The sequence below is a fragment of the Methylobacterium sp. 13MFTsu3.1M2 genome (genome assembly GCF_900112625.1).
In the GTDB taxonomy this organism is placed as follows: Bacteria; Pseudomonadota; Alphaproteobacteria; order Rhizobiales; family Beijerinckiaceae; genus Methylobacterium.
In genome coordinates this window covers 33,750-58,340 of sequence record NZ_FOMM01000035.1, presented here as the reverse complement: position 1 = coordinate 58,340, position 24,591 = coordinate 33,750, and the positions used below count along the sequence as shown (strand labels likewise).

Here is a 24,591-nt window from a genome sequence, read left to right as displayed (position 1 = left end):
GACCGGTACTAATCGCCCGATTGGCTTGATCGCTCTCGTGATCCGTGTCCGTGTGTGACCGGCAGCCGCTGCAAAGCGGGTGACGGGCACACAGCCACGGTTATAAGAAGACCCGCAGCGATGACGCTGCATGCTTGCCGAACACAGCACTCGTCGTCGCAGCACCCTGCGCCGCCAAGTGCCAAAAAAGTTGCGATGCGCCGGTCTGGTGGCCTGAGCGGCGTGCCCAGAACCCGATCCCATCTCGAACTCGGCCGTTAAACACGCCAGCGCCTATGGTACTGTGTCTCAAGACACGGGAGAGTCGGTCGCCGCCAGACCCGCCCATCGCAATACTCACACCTTCCCTCAGCACGAACACCGATCCGGCCCCGGACACCGCCCGCGCTCACCAGAGCCGGTGCACCCGGACCAGCCGCACACACTTGGCGCGGGGTGGAGCAGCCCGGTAGCTCGTCAGGCTCATAACCTGAAGGTCACAGGTTCAAATCCTGTCCCCGCAACCAACGATCCTTGCGAGAGCAAGCCATCCAGAACCCCGGCCTCCGACCGGGAGCTGGGGTTTTTCTTGTTCGCAGCAAACCGCAGGATGCCGGCGAGGTCGCCGCGCAGCATGAAGCGCAGCTCGCCGTTTTCAGGGACGAGCGTCACCTGATCGACGAGCGTGCGGAACAGTTCCGCAGCCTCTGCGCGTCCGTCTTCCGTCCGGAGGCTGTCGTAGAGCTTCGCCACCCGCTGCCGGTATAGTTCCGCCATGTTCGGATGCAGCAGGGGGGGGCTCCTGCGCATCCCCCAGGAACGCGGTCAGTTCGGCCTTCCGGCCCTCCAGAGTTTCGATCTTCGCCTTGAGCTTGAGGGGCGGGATGCCGGCCAGGATCGCGTCGATGGCCTTGTCCAGTTCGCGCTCGGTGCGCTCCAGCTCGCGGCGCTTGGCGCCGAGTTCGGCGCCACGCTCGATCCGCAGCCGGTTCACCTCGCGTGTGAATTCGGCACAGAACTCGCGCAACAGCTCCGGCTCCATCAGGTGCGTGCGCAGCCCGTTCAGGATCGAGACTTCCAGCGCGTCGCGACGGATGTTGACCCGGTGGTCGCAGGTCCCCTTGTTGCGCGCCGTGGCGCAGCCGAGCAGGTCTTTCGAGATCATTGCGTGGCCGCCACCGCAGCAGCCACACTTCACCAGGCCGGCAAACAGGTGCTTCGGTCGACGCCGCTCGTTGAGAGGGTTTTGTCTGCCGTCAGCGCTCGTGAGACAGATTGAGGCCGTTCACGAACGGAGGATGTCTGGTTCATCGTAGCCTCAGGAGCGTAGATGAAGCAGACATCCGGGCCGGCTCGGAAGCCGGCAGAGACCGTTCGGAGGCGAGCGTCTACCGCCTGCTCAAGGCTCAGGACCTGATCACCAGCCCGGCCGACATCGTGATCAAAGCCGCCGACGAGTTCCGGGACAAGACCACCGCGTTCAATCAACTCTGGCAGACGGACTTCACCTATCTGATGGTGATCGGCTGGGGCTGGTACGACCTCTCGACCGTGCTGGATGACTTCTCGCGCTACATCGTGGCGTGGAAGCTGTGCGCGACGATGCAGGCCAGCGACGTCACCGCCACGCTCGACCGCGCGCTGGCAGCCGCCGGGCTCGACCACGTGCACGTGGTCAGCGGCCTCGGCGGCTCTCCGACAACGGGCCGAGCTACGTCGCGGGGGATCTCGCCGACTGGCTCGGCAGCCGGGGCATGACCCACATCCGCGGTGCGCCCCGCCATCCTCAGACGCAGGGTCAGATCGAGCGTTGGCACCCGACGCTCAAGAACCGCATCCGGCTCGAACACGCCTGCCTGCCCGGCGAGCTGGAGGCGCGGGTTGCCGCCTTCGTCGAGCCTTACAACCAAGCTCGGGTTCACGAGAGCCTGGGCAACCTCACCCCCGCCGACGTCTACTTCGGCCGCGGCGAGGCCATCCTGCGGGAGTGGGCGCGGATCAAGCGCCAGACCCTTATGGACCGCCGCTTGCGCCACCACGCGCAGGCTGCCCAACCTCTCAACCCAGGTGGACCAGAGCCTCCGTTCCTGAGCGTCCCAAATCGTCTCAAATCATCTGACAACGGACATCAGGCCATTTTCCTTACCAACCGTCCGGATGGTTCGGCCATTTTTGGCCAAACGTCCCGATCGAGTGTTATCAAGGGCTTAGCCATTCCTTGGACCTGTTCCAATTCCGAACCGTATTGATTTCACCAGCTGCCACAGTCGCTTGAACCACTTAAAAAGTTCGGCCATTTTTGGCCAAGCCCTTGGCCATTTTTGGCCAAAAATATCAACCGCTGATGGACGCGCCTGAAGACCCGATTCAGAGGCTAAAACGATCCACCTGATAGATCAGGCACTTGAGCTGAAAAAGAAAAAATAATGTCACCCCAGAACGGCTTGGCACGAAATCTGACATGTACTCCCCGCGAGGTCGGAACACAGCGCAGAACACCGGTCATAATCTAACCGGACCTGCGGATCGACCACCACCGGCCCCGGATCACCGGGGAAGACCATGCCGACACCCGCCTATATCTCGATCAGGGCGCCACCCAGGGCAACATCACCCAGGGCGCCTTCACCGAAGCCTCCGTAGGCAACATCTGGCAGGAGGGCCACGAGAACGAGATCCTCGTCCAGGCGATCGAACACCGCGTCACCATCCCGCGCGACCCGCAGTCGGGCCAGCCCTCGGGCCAGCGCGTCCACCTGCCGTTCAAGTTCACCGCGCCGCTGAACAAGGCGACCCCGCGCCTGTACGAGCGGCAGGCGATCGCGCTGAGCGACGTCTACGAGGGCGACCCGCACCGCACGCCGCTGCTGCGGGCGAACGACCTCGTCGGCTACAGGCCGTACGCGGACGTAACCGTGCTGGGCAGCGCCCATGCACCCGGTGGTCGGCCGGCGGCCTCCTGGGAAGTATCGCTCGGCCTGGGGAATGCCCGCACGGATCTGCGCGTGCACGGGCCGCGGCGCTGGGAGCCGGACGGGTCATCCTGGCGGCTCGGCCCGGCCGAGCCGGTCGCGCGGGTGCCGCTGGATTACCGCTTGGCGGCCGGCGGCCGGTTCGTCGGCGATCCGGAGGGCGGCGGCAGCCCGTACAACCCGATCGACCCGGGATTGCTACACCGGGACTGGAGCCCGGCGGGGCGGGCGCTGCGGGCGCCGCAGATCGAGGCGGTGGATGCGCCGGTGACCGACCCGTTTGGAGTGCCGGAGCCGGCCGGGTTCGGCCCGGTGCCGCCGTTCTGGGCGTGGCGGGAGCGGCGCTGCGGCACCCGGGATGAGACGTGGCAGCGCGGGCGATGCCCACAGATGCCGCAGGACTTCGACTACCGCTTCTTCCAGGTGGCGGCGCCGCGGCTGGTGGTCCGGCGGCTGACCGGCGGCACGCGCGTGAGCCTGGACGGGCTGCTGCCGACCGGGCCGCTCGGCTTCCAGCTGCCCGCGTTCGTGCCGGTGGTGCGGCACAGCTGGAGCGACGGCCGGGAGGCGCGGGCGGCGCTGACGCTGGACGGGCTGCACCTCGACCTGCGGGCGGACGCACCGCCTTGGTCTGTGGATCTGACGTGGCGCGGCTGGATCGCGCGGTGCCCGGCGTATCTGGGCGCGGAACTGGACGCGGTGCCGGCCGGGCAGGCGGCGGGCCTGCCGGTTTCAAGTGAGCACGGGCTGCGGGACGGGGGAGAGGCCGCATGAGCCTGCCGCGGGAGGGCGCGCGCACGACGCGCGAAGGGATTGTGGTCTCGACCGCAATGGATTGGTGCCGGTCGCCTCAGGCGATCGTGCCGTACCGGATCCATACTCAGGGACAGATCAAGGGCGCCTGCACGATCGCGAGCGTCCGGCAGAACGACGAACCCTCATACGTGAGCAGTTCGCTGATCAAGACCTGCTATGGTGACGAGGCGGGGGCTGGTGGTGGGGTTCTATCGGGCACACACGGTGGGAAGTGTGAGCCAAAGACATACTCCTCGACGGTAAGGATCGAAGACAAGGGAGTGCTGAGCCACAGTGACGAACTGTGGATGAATAACAGAAATACTTTCGGAAAACTCACTCATTTAAGGGACACCAACAGCTATCCGACGCCGCGACGAGTAAAAGTCGCGTCAAGGATAAGATTTGCGCAAGCGGGCGCTGGCACGATGACCGATGCTGTTCCCATCGGCGGCGGTGCGATTTCCATACCGAAGCCTGGCCTTGCAGCAGGCGCGGTAGCCGGGGGAATAGCTCTCCACGAACTCGACATTCTTCGCGAAGACAGCGCTATCCAGAATGCTGCTCAGCAGCTTGATCTAAATCTACAGAACACAAATGATCTGCTCGCCGCGCGCGCTTACGTGTGGGCAAAGAACATGGCTCCGATGAGCTATTGGGATGTTCCATGGTCTGGCCCCCGCAACGAGAGTGTGGCGCGGTCAGTTGCCGAGATGGAACGCACGCATCCCGGAACTGTAGGAGCAGCTGGACAAGGCGATCCAGATGCGAAGAAGAGGATGGAGGCCGCGATTGCTGCCGGCTTGGCGACAGCAGCCGCATTGCAGAACATTCGAATCACACGCAGCTCAAAAAGGAATAATTGCAGAAGAACCGTTGTAATCTCGCGATCACGTTCACCGCTGGCGGCCAAGCATATTGAGGATGCTCAAGCTTCGGGACAGCCTAGAGAGTTGAAGCTTGATAGGCTGGGTACGAACCAGTGGCGAGCGGCAAATATGAGAATATCAGGCTTGCCGCCTAATCCATTATATGATCGGGACGAGTATCCGCCTGCGACATTTGCCGAGAGCACCAACGCGAGTGTCAAATATATTCCGTTGTCGGATAATCGAAGCGCTGGTCAGCAGCTTAAAGCGCAGATTAATACACCAGCTCGTGCCGACGAAAGCTGCAAATTAACGATAACCATGGGGCCGTGAATATGCTGATTACAGAATTTAATTGTACTGTAACGCATGCACAAGTTGTTGTCTTTGAACGCCTTCCGAAGGCCTATGAATGGACTGGCGACCACGTAGCTCAGGGATTTTTATTTTCCCCAGGTGATGTGTCTTTCGGAGTTCCGGATCACGACGGTGTGTGCCGAATACAGATATACGGCAACGAAAAATTTGTACCCGACGACCTGTGTCTATGGGCCGTGCAGGTCCCATTTGAGGTCAGCGGAGATTATATACACGTCGGGACGGATTCCGAAACACGCGGAATCTACATCGATAGCGATAAATACAATCTGACATTTTCCGTCTATGATGGGCGCGTTATAGGCGGAGATTGTACTTTTTTGTTAAAGATTTTCTTTTCAAGTGACGCCAATCCAGCTTTTAGCATCATAAAGAAAGGTATCGGCATTACAACCGATCGCGTTCTTCGGGTAGACGCTGATGAAATGAGTTAGCAATCATTAATAGCGTGGCTGGACGCGGTGCCGGCCGGGCAGGCGGCGGGCCTGCCGGTCTCGGGCGAGCACGGGCTGCGGGATGGGGGAGAGGCCGCATGAGCCTGACGCGCGAGGGGATCCTGATGTCGGTCCCGATGAACTGGGGTCTCTCGCCGGATAAGGCGGTGCCGTACCGGGTTCACACGCAGGGTCAGATCGAGGGGGCGTGCACGGCGGGACCGTGCGTCAGACGGATCAGGCGTCCTACGTCGAGGGCTCGCTGATCACGCGCTGCTACGACGACGAGGCGGCGACCGGCGGGGGGGGCCAGTTCGGCACGCAGGGCGCGGAGTGCGAGCCGAAGACGTGGTCGAAGACGGTGAAGATCCAGGACAAGTGTGTGGTGCGCCACGACGACAAGTGGTGGATGAACCACAAGGAGACTTGGGGCAAGCTCATCTACATCGAGGACACCCAGAGCTATCCCACTCCGAACAGAAATGAGATCGAGCCGAGAATACAACTCGCGCAGCTTGGCCCCATGCGAGCACCAATGCCGATGCCTTTGCCGGTAGAGCCACCACCTCCGGCGAGAGCCCCTGCAATCAACGACAACGTACCAGTCATACCTGGCCCGAGCAGGCCTCCTATTATTCCTCCATCGAATATTCCACAGCCGCATGTAAACAGCTTTTTAAGTGATTACCGCTCGGATGCCTGGCGCAACGGAGATGGATCCTGGACTTTTAATACAAGATTATCCGGACCTCTGGCGCGGGTTACTACATACGACCCTGATGGAAAATACTACATCTTGGCTGAGTGGCTGCCTAATGGCCACCTTATTGTTTCACGCGATGAACTCGAGAATTTGTACCGTGAAACCCTTCAAAAAAGTAGAGCAGCACAGCGGCGCGATGCCGCTGCTTTAAGCCGCCATGGAATGCGCGTAACCCGCAAGGGAGTTACGCGACTGAGATGTTGGAGCCTGGATAGATTTCTTTACAAACGAGGAGTATCGGACGCAAGCCATCCTCTAGTGAATGAATATTGCCGTCAACTATTCGAACAGGCAAGAGATTTAAATAGCATGTCGCCAAGCGAGTACCTTAACGAAAGGGAATGGTTTAAAGCGCACGGTCGCCTGAACAGTCGGGCTGAATTTAGAGAAGAACACCTCCAGACAGTTGTGAATGATTTGTTCAAGAGTGGCTAGTACACTAGCATTTTTGCGGCTCGCGCAGCCGCTGAGAAAAATATATTTGGAATTGTTCCGCTGCGTACCCCAGATCAGGTAGTTAGTGGAAGTCTATCCGTTATCGAGAGATTGGGTCTATATTAAGTTAATTCATCGCTCGGTGGAGGATGGTCAGCAAGGACCTCTAAACTTGACACAATCGCAGCAGAAGCTAAAAGCAACAATGATAAGAAATTAAATGTTTCTCTATGTGCTGAGTTCAAAGACCAAATAGTTTGCGAGTCAGACCTCAACTGCTAGGAGGGAGTCATGGATTTAGATGAAAATGTCTCACACATCATCCAATCTGCAAAGCCGAAAAAATTTAGAAAATTCGATGGTAGAAAATATGTAGATGTAGTTCCAAAACCTATAATCGCCATCTGCGAGCGTTTTGGCATTGCGAGTTGGGCAGGCGGCGCCTTCCAAACCTGCGACCCTGAGTCCATTTGGGATTCTGTAAGAGAAGCCCTGGACGGAAATCAGCACCTCGAAGCAGATAAGACTATTCCGTACTTAATAAGTGCTTTCGGTATAGCAAAAGCATGGAATTCAAAAGTTGGCTCGGTAAACATCGAATTTCCAAACAATAGAATTGTATACAATATAAATCCCGGAGAAATATTCGCCGATACCGTTAGCGACGTGGAATTTTACTCCAGTTTCCCTCTTAACAAGCGATATTTTCGCGATTTTGGTCTCCTCGACGCTGCGATAAATAAACTCGGTGCATTAAACGAGCTGGAGATTTATGGTTTTGTCCCCCCTCTTAGCTTAGGTGGAACGCCTACCGTAGCCAACGTTGAGCGACTTCGTGCGGACGTTTATCTTTCCATATTGTCTCAATCGGAGAGATTTAAGGAGTTTTATTTTGATTGCACGGATCCAAGCAATTTGCGCTATGTAGATTTATGATATGACGTGCGATCACGAGCAAATGACCAGCACTACTTCGGGGCGATATCGACAGGCCCCGTGAGTGGTTCCGGCCCTGGCGCACCACGGGCTCAGCCGGCCGGGTTCGGCCCGGTGCCACCGTTCCGGGCATGGTGGGAACGGCGTTGCGGCACCCATGATGAGGCTTGGGCGCGCGCGACACGTGATGGAATCGTGGTGTCGACCGCCTGAAAGGCGCCAGGTAGGCTAGGCTTTTGCACCGTGCAAAGCCTCTGACTGGAGCGCGTCGAGGACCTCTCCGGCAACGCGCTCGCCCTCATCCGCGACCAAGCGGGCGTGCTCCGGCGGGTCGAGCGCTCCGACGGCCTCGCACTCGCCTTCGACAACGACGATACCGGCCGGCGCACCAGCATCACCCTGATCGGGCTCGGCGGCGCCAGCCTGAGGCTCACCGAATACGGCTACGACACAGGCGGCCGCATGGACCGGGCCGACTGCGCCTTCGGCATGTCGGTCGACTACGCCTGGCAGCCCGACCGGCCGCTGCTCGCCCGCTGGCACAACAGGACCCGCCGCTCGCAGACCGTGTTCGGCTACGACGATGCGGGCCGGGTGGTGCACACCGAGACCACCGGCCTGTGGAACGGCGACCGCTTCCTCTACGACGCGCAGGCGCGCCGGACCACCTACCAGCCCGGCGGTGACGCGGCCCGGGCGCAGGTCTTCGCCTACGACGAGAACGACAACGTCACGGCCGAGACCGACGCGCTCGGTGCCACCACGCGCCACAGCTTCGACCGCTACGGCTTCCGCATCGCCACCACCGACGCGGCCGGGGCTACCGTGCGCACGCGTTACGACATCTTCGGCAACGTACGGAGCCACGTCGACGCCGAGGGGCGGGAGACGCTGTACGGCTGGGGACGGGAGGGCCAGCTCGATATCGTCGTCGACGGCGCGGGCAACGTCCGGCGCAACGACTACGACGCCCAGGCCAACCTCGCGGCCGAGACCGACGCCGAGGGCCACCGCACGGAGTACGAGCGGGACGCCCACGGCCGGATCACCCTGACGCGCTTCCCCGACGGCACCGAGGAGCGGCGCACCTACGACGCGGGCGGCTGGCTCGCCAGCGTCACCGACACCAGGGGCGGGGTGACCCGGTTCGGTTACGACGCGTTCGGGCGGCTGGTGGAGACCGCCGACCCGCTCGGGCGCACGACGCGGCTCACCTACGCGGCCGGTCCCGGGGGCTTTGCCACCCCGACCGGGCTGACCCGGCCGGACGGCACGACGGTGGCGCGCGCCTTCGATCCGGAGGGGGCGCTGGCCAGCGTCACGGACGGCGAGGGCCGGACCTGGCGCTACCGCCACGGCGCCTTCGTGCTGGAGGCGATCGAGGACCCGACGGCGGCACGCTGACCCTCGGCTATGACGGCGAGGGCCGGCTCGTCCAGGTGACCAACGCGCTCGGCCGGAGTTACGCGCTGGAGCGGGACGCGGCCGGCCGGGTGGTGACCGAGGTCGACTTCGACGGGCGGGTGACGCGCTATACCCGCGACGTCCTCGGGCGGGTGAGCGAGACGGTCAGGCCGAACGGCGCCCGGTTGACCTACACTTACGGCCGGACCGGGCTGGTCACCGGGATCGCGGTGTTCGGCCCGGACGGGCGGCGGCAGGATCGTGTCGCCTACGGGTACGACCGGCGCGGGCTGCTGGTCGAGGCGCGGAACGAGGCGACGCGGGTGGAATACATCCGCGACCGGGACGGGCAGATCGTCGAGGAGGATGTCGGCGGGCGGCGGGTGCAGAGCCGGTACGATGCCTGCGGCCGGCGTGTGGCGCGGCGGATCTTTTCCGGGATCGACCAGCCCCATGAAGTCCGGCTCGGCAAGCACGTCACCCGCCACGCCTACGATCCGCTGGGCGCCCTGGCCGAGCTGGTGGTGGCCGAGCACGCGCCGCTCGCCTTCACCCGGGACGGGCTCGGGCGCGAGGTCCGGCGTGAGAGCGCGGCGGGGTTCGTGCTGGACAGCGCCTGGGACGCGGGCGGTCGGCTGTCGGCGCAGCGGGGCGGGCGGACGATCCGGGGCCTGTCCGGGGCGATGGCGGTGCAGCGGTCGGGTCTGTCGGCGGACGCGGCGCGGCCGATCGAGCGTAGCTATGCCTGGGACCGGGCCGACGCGCCGGCCGCGATCGTGGAGCGTCTGTGGGGCGAGGCGGCGTTCGCCTACGACGGCAACGGGCAGGTGGCCGAGGCGCGCTTCGGCGAGCGGGCGGAGCGGTTCTCGTATGACCCGGCGCGCAACCTCGCGGGTGTGGCGATCTCCAGTCTCGGCGCGGTCGAGCACTTGCGCAGCCTCGGTGAACCTGTGCCCGACAAGTTGCTCGCCCATGTCGCCCCGCTCGACTGGCGGCACATCAGCCTTATCGGCGACAATATCTGACAGAACGCCGCAGCCGAGCTGGACCGCGACGGATACTGTCCGCTCAACCTCCGCGACGAGGCCAGGGCGGCGTGAGCCGCGTTCGCACAATATTCAGCTTGCCGCTGTCCATGCAGCAATCGTTCTGGTAGCCCCTCAAAGTGTTAGCGCTCGCACTGCACGGGGCGCGCCAGCCTATCGGCTAAGGTTGCACAGGTAATACCCTCAGTTGGTGCGGTATGAGAGGCGGAACCTGACTGGTCGCGAGCATCTTGATACCACCAACGCTTGGTTGGGCTGGAATTATCTTCAGTGCTTGCGCCCTGCAAAGGTGAAGTTTCCCGTGTGCCGGAAGGCGGGATAGCCTTTGGCCGCCGGCGCGGGGTGAGCGGCCGTGGAGCGGCAGCAGCTTCCCGCTTCTCGCTCGGCTGTACGGGCGCTGTGCCAACATAGTCGGTGCCAGCAAAATAGGCGATACAGCCCTTCGCGAGATCGGTCCCGTTCAAAAGCTCGAAGCGTGCGGAACTCATCGCAGCCGCAGCCGCTGCATCGAAATCGGGGTCACCGCTTGAATCGATCGCCGCGACCCCACGTGCGATCCCCTTCGCCTCCACATCATATCGGATGAACGACCACGGCCGCTGTTCCTTCTGGCGGAACGCTTCGGCCACCGTCTCGGGAAGCGTAAGCTGCGGGCGCTCCGTCATAGGCATGTTCTTCGCCTCACAAGTCTCGGTAGCGGAGGGCCAATCGTCCTGCCGACCTAGCTCGCTCGTGAGTCGGTGTGTGTCGAGCCACTGCGCTTTGGCCTGCGTCTTGGCCTCGCGTTCCACCTCGGGCGAAGCCGTGGAGCAACGCTCAGTCCGAGGGCCAGATTACGAAACTGAAGCTGATCAAGCGACTGATGTACGGCCGGGCCGGCTTCGACCTTCTACGCCGTCGCGTGCTTCTGGCTCCTTGACCCACACGAAATGACGAAGAGCCACTGAACCGAAGCACGTCCAAAAGGGAGTTGAGCCTGTCTCGGGTTGAGAAGCTACTCCGGTAATTTCGGTATAACTCTTTCGATCAGTCGCGAAAATAGAGCGTTGCATTCCCTCGTAACCAACGATCTGTGCTCAGAACGAATCGCCGGATTGCGCCGAGATCGGGTGTTGCGGGGACCCGCAACCAACGTCATCTGACAAAGCCCGCTGCGCCGAACGCGCAGCGGGCTTTTTTCATGGCCCGATGCCGCGTCTCACCGCGTTCCGACAGGTCGCCGGCTGCGCCGCTCGGCCTTGCGGGTCGCGGTCTCGCGCAGGTGATGCTCGATGGCGTCGTTGGCCCGGCCGCGCATGTGGCGGATGGCGTCCACGTCGTCGAAGGTCTCGGGGAAGCGCCGCGACAGCCACAGATAGGCGCTGGCGAGCTTCACGGTCCGCTCCTGGTAGTCGAGCGCGCCCGAGAGGTTGCCGCGCAGAGCCGGGACCGTGAGGCCGGCGGCGCGCGCCTGGCACCAGCGCTCCAGCAGCCCCATGGCGATCTCGTCGCGCCGGTCGATCGGGCAGACCGAGAAGGCGAACTTCTCCTCGATCGGCAGCCGCGCCCGGTCGACGATCCGGGCGACCTCCAGCACCTCCTCCAGGGCCGAGGGCTGGAACGGCGAGCCCGCGTAGAAGGTCGCCCGGGCGAAGTGGGTCAGCACCTCGTGCAGGCTGTGGGTGCGCATCTCCTCGGCCACCGAGCGGATCGCCCCGAGATCCGGGCGGACGAAGAAGCGCGTGTCGGCCGCCGGCGCCGTCGGGGCGCCCGAGAGGGCGGTGCGGATCGGCTCGGCGGCGTACGGGTCGGTCGCCGCCACGTAGCCGACATCCTGGTGGCCGTAGCGGCCGGCCCGGCCGGCGATCTGCCGGATCTCGGAATGGGTCAGCGCCCGCTCGGCGGTCCCGTCCCACTTGCGCACCGCCGAGAACACGATCCGCTTCAGCGGGCCGAGGTTCAGCCCCATGCCGATCGCGTCGGTGGTCACCAGCACGTTGGCCTCGCCGGAGCGGAAGCGCGCGGCCTCGGCCCGGCGGACCTCCGGCGACAGGGCGCCGTAGATGGTCGCGACCCGGTGGCCGCGGGCGACGAGGACCTCGCGATTCTCGTGCACGGCCCGGCGGGAGAAGGCCACGACCGCGTCCCCGGCCTCGACCTTCTCCAGCGGCACCGGCTCCTCCAGCAGCAGGAGCGGCGACTTGCGGGTGAAGGGGATCACCTCCAGGGACTCGTCGGCGGCCTCGGCGGCGCGGCGGACATACGACAGGGCGTCGTCCGAGCCGCAGACGATCACGATCCTGGCGGCGACGCCGAACAGCGCGTTGGTCCAGGCCCAGCCGCGGTCGGGGTCCGACAGCATCTGGATCTCGTCGATCACCGCCACGTCGATCGGCCGCGTCAGGTCGGCGGTCTCGATCGTCCGGGCGGTGTGGGTCGGGTTCGCCTCGCCCAGCACCTCCTCGCCGGTGATCATGCCGGCGCGCAGGCCGCGCTCGCGCAGGGTCTCGTAGTTCTCCAGCGCCAGGAGCCGGAGCGGGGCGAGGTAGGCGCCGGTCTCGGCCGCCGTCAGGTGCTGCAGGGCCGCGTAGGTCTTGCCGGAATTGGTCGGCCCCATGTGGAACACGATCTTCCGGTCGAGGCGCCGGGCGGCGGTGAACCGCTCGATATAGGCGCCGAAGCCGACCTGATCGCGCAGCCTCCGCAGGCGCGAGCCCTCGCGCGCCACCGCCTTGGCGTGGCGGCGGACGGGGGTGAGCGTGTCGTTGAGGCCGCGGGCCAGCTTCGAGCCGTAGGTGAAGACCCGGGACCGGAGCGAGCGGTCCATGTGGGCGATGTAGGCGGCCGCGTCCGCCCCGACCTCGCGCAGGTCGACGAGGAGCTGCGCCCGCAGCCGGTCGACCGGCTTGTGCAGGGCGCGGGTCGCCTGGAGGGCCGTGCGCGCCACGGCGTCGCGCAGGGCCTCCAGGCGGTGCGTCGGGTCGTTCCGGGCGGCCATGCAGGCGAGGATCTCGGCCGCCTCCGGCTCGGGGGCCACGTCGAGGCGCAGGTCCAGGCGGCCGTTGTCGAGGAGCGGGATCTCGGTGCGGATCAGCCAGGTGATGCGGTGGTCCTTGGTGACCACGGCCCGGAGATTGGGGATCCCCTTCCGGATCGCCGGGACGCCGGTCTCCGCGAAGGCCCGGGCGGCCCGCATCTCCTGGAGCGCCCGGGCGACGCGGTCGTCGTCGACCTCGGCGCCGTAATCGGGCAGGTCGAGCTGGGCGAGCAGCCGGTCGAGGTCGACCGCCTCCGGGGCGACGCCGAGCCGCCCCAGGGACTCGATCAGGCTCTCGATCGTCGGGCGGAGACGCTTGCGCGCCATGCGGTCACCTTCGGCAGAAGCGTCTGACGCCAACCCCGACGCGGTCGGGGGCGTTCCGGATCCGATCCATGCGCCGGACGGACGACGCGCGCCATCCCCGAAGGCGCGTCACTGCCGTCTTTGCGAGCGCAGCGAAGCAATCCAGTCGGTGCCCTCCGGACGGAAGGCGCGCAGCCCTGGGTCGCTTCGCTGCGCTCGCGATGACGGAGCGTTACGGATGCCGCGCCGCCTCGGCGAGCCAGCCGCAGAAGGCCCGGACCGCCGGATCCTCCGCCCGCGGCTCGGGGATGTAGGTGTAGTAGCTCCGCGCGGGCAGGGCGGGGCCCGGGAAGGGCAGGGTCAGGCGGCCGGCCGCGACGTCGTCAGCGATCAGCCGCTCGGGCCCCATGGCGACGCCGAGCCCGTCGAGGGCGGCCTGGAGGGTCAGGTAGAAATGCTCCAGCGTCACCGTGGCCCGCGGCGCCAGGTCCGGGACGCCCGCCGCGCGCAGCCAGTCGGGCCAGACCCGCGGCAGCGTCGCGGCGTGCAGCAGCGTGTGCTGCTGGAGATCCTCCGGCACACGAAGCGCCAGCCGGCGCAGCAGGTCCGGGCTGCAGACCGGGATGCGCCGCTCGGACAGGAACGGCTCCGCGCGGTGGCCCGGCCGGCTGTCCGGCCCGCCCCGGATCGCCACGTCGAACGGCTCCGCCAGGCTGGCGAGGGGCACGTTCGAGGTGGTCAGCCGCACCTCGATCGACGGGTTGGCCCGCTGGAAGCCCGACAGGCGCGGGATCAGCCAGCGGAGTGTGAAGGTCGCCAGCGCGTTCACGTGCAGCAGGCGCGGCCGTCCGCGCTCGGCCTGCCGGGCGGTGGCCAGGGCGATGCGGTCGAGGGCGGCGCCGATCTCGGTGGCGTAGGCCGTGCCGGCCTCGGTGAGGACCACCCGCCGGTTGTGGCGCTCGAACAGCGGCAGCCCGAGCCAGCCTTCCAGTGTCTGGACGTGCCGGCTGACCGCCCCGTGGGTGACCCGCAGCTCGTCCGCCGCGCGGGTGAAGCTCCCGTGCCGCGCGGCCGCCTCGAAGGCCTTCACGGCGTTCAGCGGCGGCAGGCGACGGTGCACGGGTCAGGTTTCCTCACGCGAGTGTCAGCATAAGTCGTTTGTCAGCTCCGGGCCAGGGCGCCATCCTAATGCCGCACCACGAAGGATGGCTGGATGTCCGTCGCGTCCGATCTGACCGCGTCTTCCGAAACTGCGTCTTCCGAAACCGCATCCCCCCGGGCCGCGTCCCTGCCGGACGCCCGGCGCACGCTGGTGGCCACCGGCGTGAACCACGCGCTGCACGACGGCTACACGGACCTGATCTACGTGCTGCTGCCGGTCTGGCAGGCGGAGTTCGGCCTCGACTACGTCGCCCTGGCGTTCCTGCGCTCCCTCTACAACGGCGCCCTGGCGGCGCTGCAGATGCCGGCGAGCCGCCTCGCCCAGGCCTGGGGTGCCCGCACCGTGCTGGTGCTCGGCACCGTGCTCAGCGCGGCCGGCTACGCGATCGCCGGCGCCTCGGGCGGCCTCGTCGGGCTCGGGATCGGGCTCCTGCTCGGCGGCGCCGGCAGCAGCACCCAGCATCCCCTGGCGTCCGCGGTGATCGCCCGGGCCTACGGGCCCGGCGCCCGCGGCCCGCTCGGCACCTACAATTTCACCGGCGATCTCGGGAAGGCGGCGGTCCCACCCCTGGTCGGCCTGCTGCTGACCCTGACGGGCTGGCGGCACGCGCTCTGGGTGATCGCCGGCGCCGGGATCGTGGTCGCGCTCGCGGTCGCGCGCCTGCTGCCGCGTGAGCCGGCGTCACGCAGCGGCGGCGCCGCTGCGCGTCCGGCGCCCCACCCGTCCGCGACCGGGTCGGGGAGCGGCACGGGCTTCCGGCTCCTCGTCGCCATCGGCATGCTCGACAACGCCGCGCGGCCGGCCTTCCTGCTCTACCTGCCGTTCCTGCTGCAGGAGAAGGGCGCGGCGCTGACCACGGTGGGCCTCGCCCTGTCGCTGGTCTTCGTCGGCGGCGCGCTCGGCAAGGCGGTCTGCGGGCGCCTCGGGGAACGCCTCGGCGTGACCCGGACCGTGATCCTCACCGAGACCGGGACCGCGCTCGCGATCCTCGCGGTGATCGTGCTGCCGCTGGCCCCCGGGCTGATCCTGCTGCCGCTGCTCGGCGTGATGCTAAACGGCACCTCGTCGGTCCTCTACGGCACGGTGCCGGACCTGGCCCCGGGCGGCCAGGTCGAGCGGGCCTTCGCGGTGTTCTACACCTGGACGCTCGGCGGCAGCGCGCTGGCGGCGCCGCTGCTCTACGGACGGCTCGGCGACGCGGCCGGCCCGCACTGGGCGGCCGTGGCGGCGGCCGGGACGGCGCTCGCCGTGGTGCCGCTGATGCTGGCCCTGGCGCCGCGCCTCGGGGCGGCGCACCGGCACCGGGCCTGAGGCGCGCCGTCCGCTCGGATCACCCGTCATCTCGCGCGCAGCGAAGCGACCCGGGGATGCGCGACGCCGAGAACCGCGGTGCCACTCTGGATTGCTTCGCTCCGCTCGCAAAGACGTTCGCGTCAGGCGTTTCCGAGAGTGCTGACCCGGACGGCCTCGGACCGTCCGTCCACCGCCACGTCCCGGATCTCCGCCGGCGCCACACGGGCCGCCGCGTAGACCGCCTCCGACACCACCGCCACGCAGCCGAGGACCTTGGTCAGGCCCTGGAGCCGGGCCGCGACGTTGACGGTGTCGCCGAGCGCCGTGAACCGGGCGTCGGTGGCGTCGCCCATCTCGCCGACGATCGCCGGGCCGGCATGCACGCCGATCCCGTACCGGAGGGTGTGCTCGAGGTCGGCCGCCAGGAGCCCGTTCAGGGTGTCGACCGACTCGGCGATGAGGTCGATCGCCCTCAGGGCCTCCCGAGCGGCCGCCTCGGCCTCCGTCTCCAGGCCGAACAGGGCCAGCAGGCCGTCGCCGAGGAACTGGTTGGTCGAGCCGCCGGCCTCGCGCACGGCGTCGCCGACCGCGCCGAGGAAGCGGTTGATGATGAACACCGTGTCGTAGGGCAGGCGCTCCTCGGCGAGCCGCGTCGAGCCGCGCAGGTCGACGAACATCGCCACGATGAAGCGCTCCTCGCCCGACTGCGCCCGGTCGAGCAGGTCGGCCTGGCGCATCCGCGGCTGCGGCGGCAGCAGCGGCACCACGGCCATGTCGGTCTCCGGCCGGAACTGGCAGGCGAGGCGCACCCCCGGGCCGGCCGCGATGCGCTCCAGCACCGCCCGCTCGGTGCGGCCGGGCGCCGGCGCCCCGTCGCTGCCGTCCGTCACCCGGATCCGGCAGGTCGAGCACCGGCCGCGGCCGCCGCAGACGCTGGCATGGGGGATCCGGTTGCGCCGGCTCGCCTCCAGGACGCTCGTGCCGCGGGGTACCCGCACCACCCGTCCGTCCGGGTAGCTGAGCCGGATCGTGCCGCGCTTGATCTCGGCGAGCGTCCGCGCGCCGCGGGCCGCGATCACCGCCGCCACGAGGCCCGCGTAGGTCCCGAGCAGCCCGTCCCGGACGGCGGCGAGCCGCGCCACTTGGTCGGGCAGCCCGACATGGACCGGCTGGAGCGCCGCCGCGCGCCACGCCGGATCCTGCGCCAGGGTCATGACCATCCGGCCGCCCTGCGCGAAGCCCAGCAGCGACAGGACCGGCACCAGCACCGCGAGCGCCAGCAGCCAGGGCGCCATGCGGTCGAAGCCGGGCTTCAGCCGCAGCCAGAAATACAAGCCCATGCAGCCGTGGATCCAGGCGACGACCAGGACCGTGACCTGCATCAGGCCGAGGATCGGCGAGGCGATCCAGAAGGCGTAGAGTTCCTGCGCGTAGCCCTTGTCGAGCCCCTCGGTGACGAAGGAGACCCGGGTCCCGACGATGTGGCTGATGAGCAGCGGCGGGATCAGCAGGCCCGAGACCAGCTGCAGGGTCTCGGACGGCCGCCAGTGGAAGAAGCGGGCCGCGTAGAGGGCCTGGAGCCCGAGCAGCAGGTGGACCACCAGGGCGCCGTAGAGCAGCGTCAGGCCGACGGGGTTGAGCCAGACGGCCGTGACGAGGTCGAGGCCGTCCTCCATGGCGTCGAGGGAGACGTTGCCCAGGGCGTGGTTCAGCAGGTGGGTCAGCACGTAGCCGAACAGGATCAGGCCGCTGGCCAGCCGGAGGCGCCGCAGGTTCAGGCGCAGGCGCGCGGCGCGCGGGGCCGACCGGGGTTGCGCGCCCGACTCGGCGGACCGGAGCGTCGCGATCGAGGCTGTGCGCACCATGCTGGAGGTCCGAGGGGATCGGTTCTGGGCCCGCCATTCACGGGCCCCTCGTACCAGCAAGACTTCCGTTGCGTCCGATTTATTTCTAATCGCCCGCGTTTCGCCGGATCCCGGCGACGCGGATCGCGCGGGGCCGCCCGCGTCGGAGCCCCGATGCTGGACACCTTCTTCGCCCGCAGCGCCGCCGCGGTGGCCTCCGACCTGATCGGCGCCCGCCTGTTCGTCGGCGCGGCCGGCGGGATCATCGTCGAGACCGAGGCCTACGACAGCACCGATCCGGCCTCCCACAGCTTCCGCGGCCCGACCCGGCGCAACGCCAGCATGTTCGGCCCGCCGGCCCACGCCTACGTGTACCGGTCCTACGGGATGCACTGGTGCCTGAACCTCGTCTGCGAGCCCGGCAGCGCCGTGCTGCTCCGGGCCCTCGCGCCGACCGAGGGGCTTCCCGCCATGCGGGCGCGCCGCGGCCTGGAGGATCCGCGCCTCCTCTGCGCCGGCCCCGGCCGCCTCTGCCAGGCCCTCGGCGTCACCGACGCGCTCGACGGGGCGCCCCTCGCGCGGGCGCCGTTCCGGTTCGAGCCGCGCGCCGCGGGCGATTCCGGGGGCGTCGACGTGGTCAGCGACCGGCGCATCGGCATCACCCGCGGCGCCGAGACGCCCTGGCGCTTCCTGCTCGCCGGCTCCCGGTTCGTGAGCCGCCCGGCGCGGAAGGCAGGGCCGGCCGCCGGGTGAGGGCGGCCGCCCACCGCGCGTCACCTCGCGCCCCGCCGCGGCTGCCGGGAACTTGGGCATCCGCCTGCGGTTCCCCGGTCGTGGACGAGGGAGCCCCGGCATGCTGGCGATGAACTACCGCGGGCCGTACCGCGTGCGCGTCGATCGCAAGCCGATCCCCGTGTGCGAGCATGTTGAGGATGCGGTCATCCGAGTTACGCGAACCTGCGTCTGCGGATCTGATCTTCACCTGTACCATGGAATGGTGCCGGATACGCGCGTCGGCACGACGTTCGGCCACGAATTCACGGGCGTTGTTGAGGAGGTCGGCTCCGGCGTGCGCAATCTCGCCGTCGGCGACCACGTGCTGGTCCCGTTCAACATCGCCTGCGGCCGCTGCCATTTCTGCAGGCAGGGGCTGTTCGGGAACTGCCACGAGTCGAACGCGCAGGCCACCGCGGTCGGCGGGATCTACGGATACTCGCACACCGCCGGCGGCTACGACGGCGGCCAGGCCGAGTACGTCCGGGTGCCCTACGCCGATGTCGGCCCGTGCAAGATCCCCGAGACGATGGACCTCGACGACGCGGTGCTGCTCACCGACGTCGTGCCGACCGGCTATCAGGCGGCCGAGATGGGCGGGATCCAGCGCGGCGACACCGTCGTGGTCTTCGGCGCCGGACCGGTCGGCATCATGGCAGCGCGCTGCGCGTGGCTGTTCGGGGCCGGGCGGGTGATCGTCATCGACCACGTCGAGTACCGGCTCGACTTCGCGCGGCGGTACTGTCCCGCCGAGGTCTACAATTTCCGCTCGATCGGGGATCCCGTGGTCTTCCTGAAGAAGACCACCGATTCCCTCGGGGCCGACGTCTGCATCGACGCGGTCGGCGGCGACGCGGCGGGGAGCGCCCTGCATACCCTGATGGGGACCAAGCTGAAGCTCGAGGGCGGCTCGGCGGTGGCGCTCCACTGGGCGATCAACGCGGTCAAGAAGGGCGGGATCGTCTCGATCGTCGGGGTCTACGGGCCGACCGGCAACCTGATCCCGATCGGCAACGTCCTGAACAAGGGCATCACCATCCGGGCCAACCAGGCCTCGGTGAAGCGCCTGCTGCCGAAGCTGATCGCCCATATCGAGGCGGGCCGCCTGAACCCCAAGGAACTGATCACCCACAAGGTGCCCCTCGAGGAGGCCGCGGATGCCTACCACCTCTTCTCGGCCAAGCTCGACGGCTGCATCAAGCCGGTCCTGGTCCCCCCGACGGCACGCGCGTGAGGAGGGGGCGATGAGAAACCGTCCGATCGATCCGTCGACGGTCCCGGGCTGGGGCGTCGACGCGGATCCGCAGAACGATCCGACCTACCCGATGCGCGACATCGCGCGCGACGACAGCCGGGGCATGAACTGGACGCGGCCGCCGCAGCAGCGGGCGCGCGTCGAGGTCCTCACCTCGATCGAGTACAACGCCCGGCCGGCGGTCGTCGGCACGTCGACCCCGCCGCGCGGCGTGAGCGGCGTCATCCGCCGGCAGGCGTTCCGCTACAGCGAGTCCCAGTGGGCGCACTGGCTGATGCTGATGGCCGCCGACCGGGTGAACGTGGTCGAGGGCGTGGTCGACGACCTCGCGCGGGGCCGCGTCCCCAACGTCCCGGCCGAGATGGGCGCCCGGGCCGAGCTGGCCCACAACCGGTCCGGGCTGGCGGGCAAGCTCGCGCTGACCGGCGCGGCGATCGGGCTCGGGATCCTGGTCTCGCGCCTCGCCCGCGCGGAGCGGCGCTAGGGCCGCCCCCGGACGACGGCGCGGGGAACGGCTTTCGCGGCGGGTCCTCCCTCGGCTAGGACAGCGGGGCGCGCAGCCCCCCGGGTGCCTGCGGCGAGCCCGGGGGGACCATGGCGGCCAAGGATGAAGCGACGTGGCGGGTCGGCGTCCTGTTCTCCCGCAGCGGGGTGAGCGGCATCACCGAGACCGAGCACTTCCTCGGCACCGCCCTGGCGATCGAGGAGATCAACCGGGCCGGCGGCGTGCTCGGGCGCCCGATCGAGCCCGTCTGCTACGACCCCGCCGGCGACAACGACGCCTACCGCACCCTGGCCCGGCGGATGCTCGCCGAGGACGGGGTCGAGGTGGTGTTCGGCTGCTCGCTCTCGGCGAGCCGGAAGTCGGTCATGTCCACCGTGGAGCGGCACAACGGCCTGCTCTGGTACCCGTCGATCTACGAGGGCTTCGAGTACTCGGAGAACATCATCTACACCGGCGCGACCCTCAACCAGAACGTCTTCGCACTGGCCGACTACCTGATGCAGGAGCACGGGCCGCGGATCTTCCTGATCGGCTCCGACTACATCTACCCGCGGGAATCGAACCGGGTCATGCGCGACCTGATCGAGGCGAAGGGCGGGACCATCGCGGGCGAGCTGTACGCGGCCCTCGACGCGGACGACGCGGCCCACGCCGCCATGATCGCGGCGATCCGCGACGCCGCTCCGGACGCGGTCTTCTCCACCGTGGTGGGGCGCGGCGCCGAGCGGCTCTACCGCGCCTACGCCGAATCCGGCATCGACCGCGCCCGCTGCCCGATCGCCAGCCTCACCCTGGCGGAGGGCCAGATCCGCGCGATCGGCCCCGAGCACTGCACCGGCCACGTCCTCGCGGCGCCGTATTTCGGCGCGCTGCCCGGCGAGGAGAACCGGCGCTTCGTCGCCGCCTTCCAGGCCCGGTTCGGGCCTGAGCGCCCCACCAGCATGTGGTCGGAGACCGCCTACGCGCAGGTCCACCTCTTCGCCCGGGCGCTCGCGGAGGCCGGCACCCTCGACGCCGAGCGCCTCGGCGCGGCGGCCCTGCGGCAGCGCCTCGCGGCGCCGGAGGGCGAACTCGCCTTCGACGGCGAGACGCGCCACATCTGGCTCACCCCCGGCATCGGGGTCGCCCGCGCGGACGGGCAGTTCGACGTCGTCTGGCGGGCGCGGCGGCCGGTGCGGCCCGACCCGTACCTCGCGTGGTCCCGGTTCGAGACGAACTGGCTGGAGGAGGGGCTCGCCGCGTGACCGCCCCCGCCCGCAAGATCCTGGACGACCTGCGGCGCGCCCGCGCCCTCGTCATCCATCCCCGGGACGAGGAGGCCGCCGCTTTGCTGGAGCAGCTCCGCCGCCTCGGCTGCGCGGTCTCCCTGGCGTGGCCGCCGCCCGCCGCCCTGCCGGCCGACATCGACACGCTGTTCATCCAGCTCGACGACGCCCAGGTGATGCACCTGCTGCCGTCGATCGAGGCGATCGAGCCGGCGGTCATCGCCATCGTGGCCTACGAAAGCCCGACCTCGCTGAAGGCGATCGCGGACGTCAACGCCCACGGCGTGCTCAACAAGCCGCTCCACCCGCGGGGCGTGCTCACCCAGTTCGCCCTGGCCCGCTACCGGCGCGGCTACGAGGGCCGGCTCACCAGCAAGATCAACCGGCTGGAGGAGACCATGAAGGGCCGCCGCACCGTCGAGAAGGCGGTCCGGCTGCTCGTGGACCTGAACCGGATCGACGAGGACGCCGCCTACAAGATGCTCCGGGACCGGGCCACCGCCGCCCGCGTGCCGATGGCGAGCGTGGCCGAGAGCGTGGTCTCCGCCCACGAGGCGATGAGCGGACTCGGCCTGCGCATCGCGTTGGCGGAAAAGACTTGATCGCAGCAGCCTGCCGCATTTATGGTCTTGCGGTCTGTTTCGGGGTGCGTATCGTAGTCTAACCGGGCAAGGTTGCCCCGCAGCAGCAGTGCTGCACGACATCACGGCTTTGAAGCCTCTGGTTCGCGGACGATCTGTCTCCGCGCCCAGGGGCTTTTTGCGTTTCGGAGCTCTCATGGTCCAGGCGAACGATCCCGCGCGCCCGCCGATACGGGTGTCGTGCATCCAGTTCGAGCCGGAATTCGGCGCGGTCGACGCGAATATGGCGCGCGCGTCGGACCTCGTCCGCGCGGCCGCCGCCGAGGGCGGCCGGCTGATCGTGCTGCCGGAACTCGCGAGCACCGGCTACGTGTTCGAATCCGCCGCGGAGGCCGCCGCGCTGGCCGAGCCGGTGCCGGACGGCCCGACCACCCGCGCCTGGGCGGCGCTCGCCGCCGAGCTCGGCGTGCACATCGTGGCGGGGATCGCTGAATCCGCCGGCGAGACCCTCTACAACGCCGCCGTGATCGTCGGGCCCGAGGGCTACATCGGCACCTACCGGAAGGCGCATCTCTGGGACCAGGAGAACGTGTTCTTCGCCAAGGGCGATCTCGGCTTCCCGGTCTTCGACACGGCGCTCGGCAAGGTCGGCGTCGCCATCTGCTACGACGGCTGGTTCCCCGAGACCTTCCGGCAGCTGGCGCTCGCCGGCGCCGAGATCGTCTGCATCCCGACCAACTGGGTGCCGATGCCCGACCAGCCCGCGGGCGAGGCCGCCATGGCCAACACCCTGCACCGGGCCGCCGCGCACTCGAACGGGATCTTCATCGCCTGCGCCGACCGGGTCGGAATCGAGCGCGGCCAGCCCTTCGAGGGGCAGAGCCTGATCATCGGCCCCAAGGGCTGGCCGCTCGCCGGCCCGGCGAGCCGCGGCCGCACCGAGACCGTCTCGGCGCTGGTCGACCTCGACGCGGCCGGGCGCAAGGACCTCAACGCGTTCAACTCGCTCCTGCGCGACCGCCGCGCCGACATCTACGGCTGAGCCCGCTTCGCACCGTCGTCATTCAAGGAGTTCGTTCATGGTGAAATGGTCCCTCGTCGGCGCCGCGGCGCTCGCCCTAGCCGCCGCGCAGGCCGCCACGGCCGCGCAGGCCGCCGACGGCAAGCCGATCGTCATCGGCATCCCGATCGGCCTGTCGGGCGCCAACAGCGTCGTCGCCCCCTCGGTGGTGCAGTCGGCCGAGCTCGCCGTGGAGGAGATCAACGCCAAGGGCGGCGTCCTCGGCCGCAAGCTCGTCCTGGAGGTGGCCGACGACGCCTCGGGGGCGGCCGGCGCCCAGAAGGCCTTCGACAGCCTGATCTACCAGAAGAAGGTCGACGTCCTGATCTCGATGGAGACGAGCGCGGCCCGCAACGCCGGCCTGCCCGCCGTCACCAAGGGGAAGGTGCCGTACATCTACACCTCGTTCTACGAGGGCCATTCCTGCAACAAGAACATGTTCGTGGACGCCTGGGTGCCGGAGCAGCAGGTGCCGCCGGTGGTGGACGCCTTCAAGGCGAAGGGCGCCAAGACCTACTTCCTGATCGGCAGCGACTACGCCTTCGGCCGCGGCATGCTGGGCTTCGCCAAGAGCTACGTCGAGAAGACCGGCGGCAAGGTGGTCGGCGAGGAATACCTGCCGATGGACGGCAGCGACTGGACGGCGATCATCTCCAAGCTGAAGGAGGCCAAGCCCGACGCGCTGATCACCTCGACGGCGGGCGGCGCGCCGAACGTGACGCTGACCAAGCAGCTGCGCGGCGCGGGCGTGTCGCTGCCCTTCGCCAACCTCGCGCTGGACGAGGGCACCGCCAAGAGCATGGGCGCGGACGCCGAGGGCGTCTACCTCTCGGCCTCCTACGTCACCGGGATCGACAGCCCGGAGAACAAGGCGTTCCTGGCGGCGATGCAGAAGAAGTTCGGCGCGGAGCTGCGCACGCCCAACGACCTCTCGGTGCCGGAATACGAGGCGATCTACCTCTACAAGGCCGCCGTCGAGAAGGCGGGCGGGACCGAGACCGCCAAGGTCCTGGAGGCGCTCCCGACCGTGAGCTTCACCGGGCCGCGGGGCACGATCACCATGAGCAAGCAGCACCACGCGCCGCTGACCATGTATCTCGGCCAGATCCAGAAGGACGGCACCGTGAAGGTCGCCGGCACCTTCAAGGACGTCGATCCCGGCGAGCAGTGCCCGAAGCTGCAGTGAGGAGCGGGGCACGAGGCCTCGCCCGGGCGGGCGACGATATCCACCCGTCTCGCGCCGACGTCGATGACGGAGCGCCACGTGCCCCCTCTCCCGTGCGGGAGAGGGTTGGGGTGAGGGATTAGACGCTCCAAGATCGAGCGCGCCGTCGTCGCGCTGTCTTGGACGAGACTTCTCCGGAGAGGTCACACCCCTCACCCCTGTCCCTCTCCCGCACGGGAGAGGGGACCCGCGCCCGGTCCGGAAGCCGCGGTGCCGTGGTCGATACGTGACTCGGCAAGCCCGCAGAGGGGGAGGGGACCGTCGTCACCCGCCAAATCCCTCCCTCAGCCCGCG

General features: G+C 67.9%; 19 protein-coding genes, 1 tRNA gene, 1 rRNA gene and 2 pseudogenes. 18 read left to right on the top strand and 5 right to left on the bottom strand.

Translation table 11 applies throughout. The features are described from left to right. Window positions 1–204 precede the first annotated feature (204 nt). Together rrf and BM314_RS27095 are read left to right on the top strand one after the other, a co-directional pair. Window positions 205–320 (top strand): 5S ribosomal RNA (gene rrf / locus BM314_RS27100). Between the two features lie 109 nt (window positions 321–429). After that, window positions 430–506 (top strand) — tRNA-Met (locus BM314_RS27095). 128 nt (window positions 507–634) lie between these two features. Here BM314_RS27095 and BM314_RS27090 read toward each other — a convergent pair. Further along, on the bottom strand, window positions 635–1,144 hold the full coding sequence (locus BM314_RS27090; protein WP_210187357.1) for a hypothetical protein: 510 nt from the start codon (window positions 1,142–1,144) through the stop codon (window positions 635–637). A gap of 209 nt (window positions 1,145–1,353) precedes the next feature. Here BM314_RS27090 and BM314_RS27085 point away from each other — a divergent pair. From BM314_RS27085 to BM314_RS27055, 8 genes and pseudogenes are all read left to right on the top strand, one after another. Beyond that, window positions 1,354–2,030, top strand: a pseudogene (locus tag BM314_RS27085) (DDE-type integrase/transposase/recombinase); the annotation flags it as partial. Window positions 2,031–2,541: 511 nt separating this feature from the next. Next, a pseudogene (gene tssD, locus BM314_RS30855) lies at window positions 2,542–3,725 on the top strand (type VI secretion system tube protein TssD). Then, entirely contained in the window at window positions 3,722–4,948 is a 1,227-nt protein-coding gene (locus tag BM314_RS27075) for a PAAR-like domain-containing protein (RefSeq protein ID WP_091981522.1), read from the top strand. The pseudogene tssD and the gene BM314_RS27075 overlap by 4 nt, the downstream one beginning before the upstream one ends. A 2-nt stretch (window positions 4,949–4,950) precedes the next feature. Beyond that, the gene (comJ, locus tag BM314_RS30035) at window positions 4,951–5,427 is read left to right on the top strand and encodes a competence protein ComJ (RefSeq protein WP_107353649.1); all 477 of its coding nucleotides are present in this window, start codon (window positions 4,951–4,953) and stop codon (window positions 5,425–5,427) included. A 208-nt stretch (window positions 5,428–5,635) separates the two neighbouring features. Then, window positions 5,636–6,625 (top strand): PAAR-like domain-containing protein, encoded by a 990-nt coding sequence (locus tag BM314_RS27070; RefSeq protein ID WP_091981520.1) that lies wholly within the window; start codon window positions 5,636–5,638, stop codon window positions 6,623–6,625. Between the two features lie 291 nt (window positions 6,626–6,916). Beyond that, on the top strand, window positions 6,917–7,561 hold the full coding sequence (locus BM314_RS27065) for a T6SS immunity protein Tdi1 domain-containing protein (RefSeq protein WP_091981518.1): 645 nt from the start codon (window positions 6,917–6,919) through the stop codon (window positions 7,559–7,561). Window positions 7,562–7,879: 318 nt separating this feature from the next. Then, a complete protein-coding gene (locus BM314_RS27060) occupies window positions 7,880–8,965 on the top strand; it encodes an RHS repeat domain-containing protein (protein ID WP_091981516.1) in 1,086 nt (361 codons plus the stop codon). Then, complete coding sequence (locus BM314_RS27055) at window positions 8,902–9,990, top strand: hypothetical protein (protein ID WP_348272750.1); 1,089 nt, start codon at window positions 8,902–8,904, stop codon at window positions 9,988–9,990. Before BM314_RS27060 ends, BM314_RS27055 begins: the two co-directional genes overlap by 64 nt. 143 nt (window positions 9,991–10,133) lie before the next feature. Here the strand turns inward: BM314_RS27055 and BM314_RS30305 are convergent, their stop codons facing one another. The 3 genes from BM314_RS30305 to gcvA form a co-directional block, all read right to left on the bottom strand. Next, window positions 10,134–10,682 (bottom strand): hypothetical protein, encoded by a 549-nt coding sequence (locus BM314_RS30305; protein WP_170868192.1) that lies wholly within the window; start codon window positions 10,680–10,682, stop codon window positions 10,134–10,136. A 527-nt stretch (window positions 10,683–11,209) separates the two neighbouring features. Continuing rightward, on the bottom strand, window positions 11,210–13,354 hold the full coding sequence (locus BM314_RS27050) for a helicase-related protein (RefSeq protein ID WP_091981510.1): 2,145 nt from the start codon (window positions 13,352–13,354) through the stop codon (window positions 11,210–11,212). A 211-nt stretch (window positions 13,355–13,565) separates the two neighbouring features. Then, window positions 13,566–14,453: a transcriptional regulator GcvA gene (gene gcvA, locus BM314_RS27045; protein ID WP_091981507.1), complete on the bottom strand. Its 888-nt coding sequence runs from the start codon at window positions 14,451–14,453 to the stop codon at window positions 13,566–13,568. A 93-nt stretch (window positions 14,454–14,546) separates the two neighbouring features. On the opposite strand from gcvA, the gene BM314_RS27040 reads away from it, so the two are divergent. Next, window positions 14,547–15,806 carry an MFS transporter gene (locus BM314_RS27040; RefSeq protein ID WP_091981504.1) on the top strand — a complete coding sequence of 420 codons (1,260 nt, stop codon included), beginning with the start codon at window positions 14,547–14,549 and terminating at the stop codon, window positions 15,804–15,806. 122 nt (window positions 15,807–15,928) lie between these two features. Here BM314_RS27040 and BM314_RS27035 read toward each other — a convergent pair whose 3' ends face one another. After that, the gene (locus BM314_RS27035; RefSeq protein ID WP_056524564.1) at window positions 15,929–17,653 is read right to left on the bottom strand and encodes an adenylate/guanylate cyclase domain-containing protein; all 1,725 of its coding nucleotides are present in this window, start codon (window positions 17,651–17,653) and stop codon (window positions 15,929–15,931) included. Between the two features lie 153 nt (window positions 17,654–17,806). Between BM314_RS27035 and BM314_RS27030 the strand changes: the two genes are divergently transcribed. The 7 genes from BM314_RS27030 to BM314_RS27000 all read left to right on the top strand — a co-directional run bounded on the left by BM314_RS27030 (window position 17,807) and on the right by BM314_RS27000 (window position 24,258). Beyond that, window positions 17,807–18,385 (top strand): DNA-3-methyladenine glycosylase, encoded by a 579-nt coding sequence (locus tag BM314_RS27030; protein WP_020096067.1) that lies wholly within the window; start codon window positions 17,807–17,809, stop codon window positions 18,383–18,385. A 100-nt stretch (window positions 18,386–18,485) separates the two neighbouring features. Continuing rightward, window positions 18,486–19,640 (top strand): zinc-dependent alcohol dehydrogenase, encoded by a 1,155-nt coding sequence (locus tag BM314_RS27025; protein WP_091981502.1) that lies wholly within the window; start codon window positions 18,486–18,488, stop codon window positions 19,638–19,640. 10 nt (window positions 19,641–19,650) lie between these two features. After that, complete coding sequence (locus tag BM314_RS27020; RefSeq protein ID WP_091981500.1) at window positions 19,651–20,145, top strand: hypothetical protein; 495 nt, start codon at window positions 19,651–19,653, stop codon at window positions 20,143–20,145. A 110-nt stretch (window positions 20,146–20,255) separates the two neighbouring features. Beyond that, entirely contained in the window at window positions 20,256–21,410 is a 1,155-nt protein-coding gene (locus tag BM314_RS27015) for a transporter substrate-binding domain-containing protein (protein WP_091981498.1), read from the top strand. Next, on the top strand, window positions 21,407–22,033 hold the full coding sequence (locus BM314_RS27010) for an ANTAR domain-containing response regulator (RefSeq protein WP_020096063.1): 627 nt from the start codon (window positions 21,407–21,409) through the stop codon (window positions 22,031–22,033). Before BM314_RS27015 ends, BM314_RS27010 begins: the two co-directional genes overlap by 4 nt. 175 nt (window positions 22,034–22,208) lie before the next feature. Then, a complete protein-coding gene (locus BM314_RS27005) occupies window positions 22,209–23,054 on the top strand; it encodes a nitrilase family protein (protein ID WP_091981496.1) in 846 nt (281 codons plus the stop codon). Window positions 23,055–23,091: 37 nt separating this feature from the next. Next, entirely contained in the window at window positions 23,092–24,258 is a 1,167-nt protein-coding gene (locus tag BM314_RS27000) for a substrate-binding protein (RefSeq protein WP_020096061.1), read from the top strand. The last annotated feature ends 333 nt before the right edge of the window (window positions 24,259–24,591 follow it).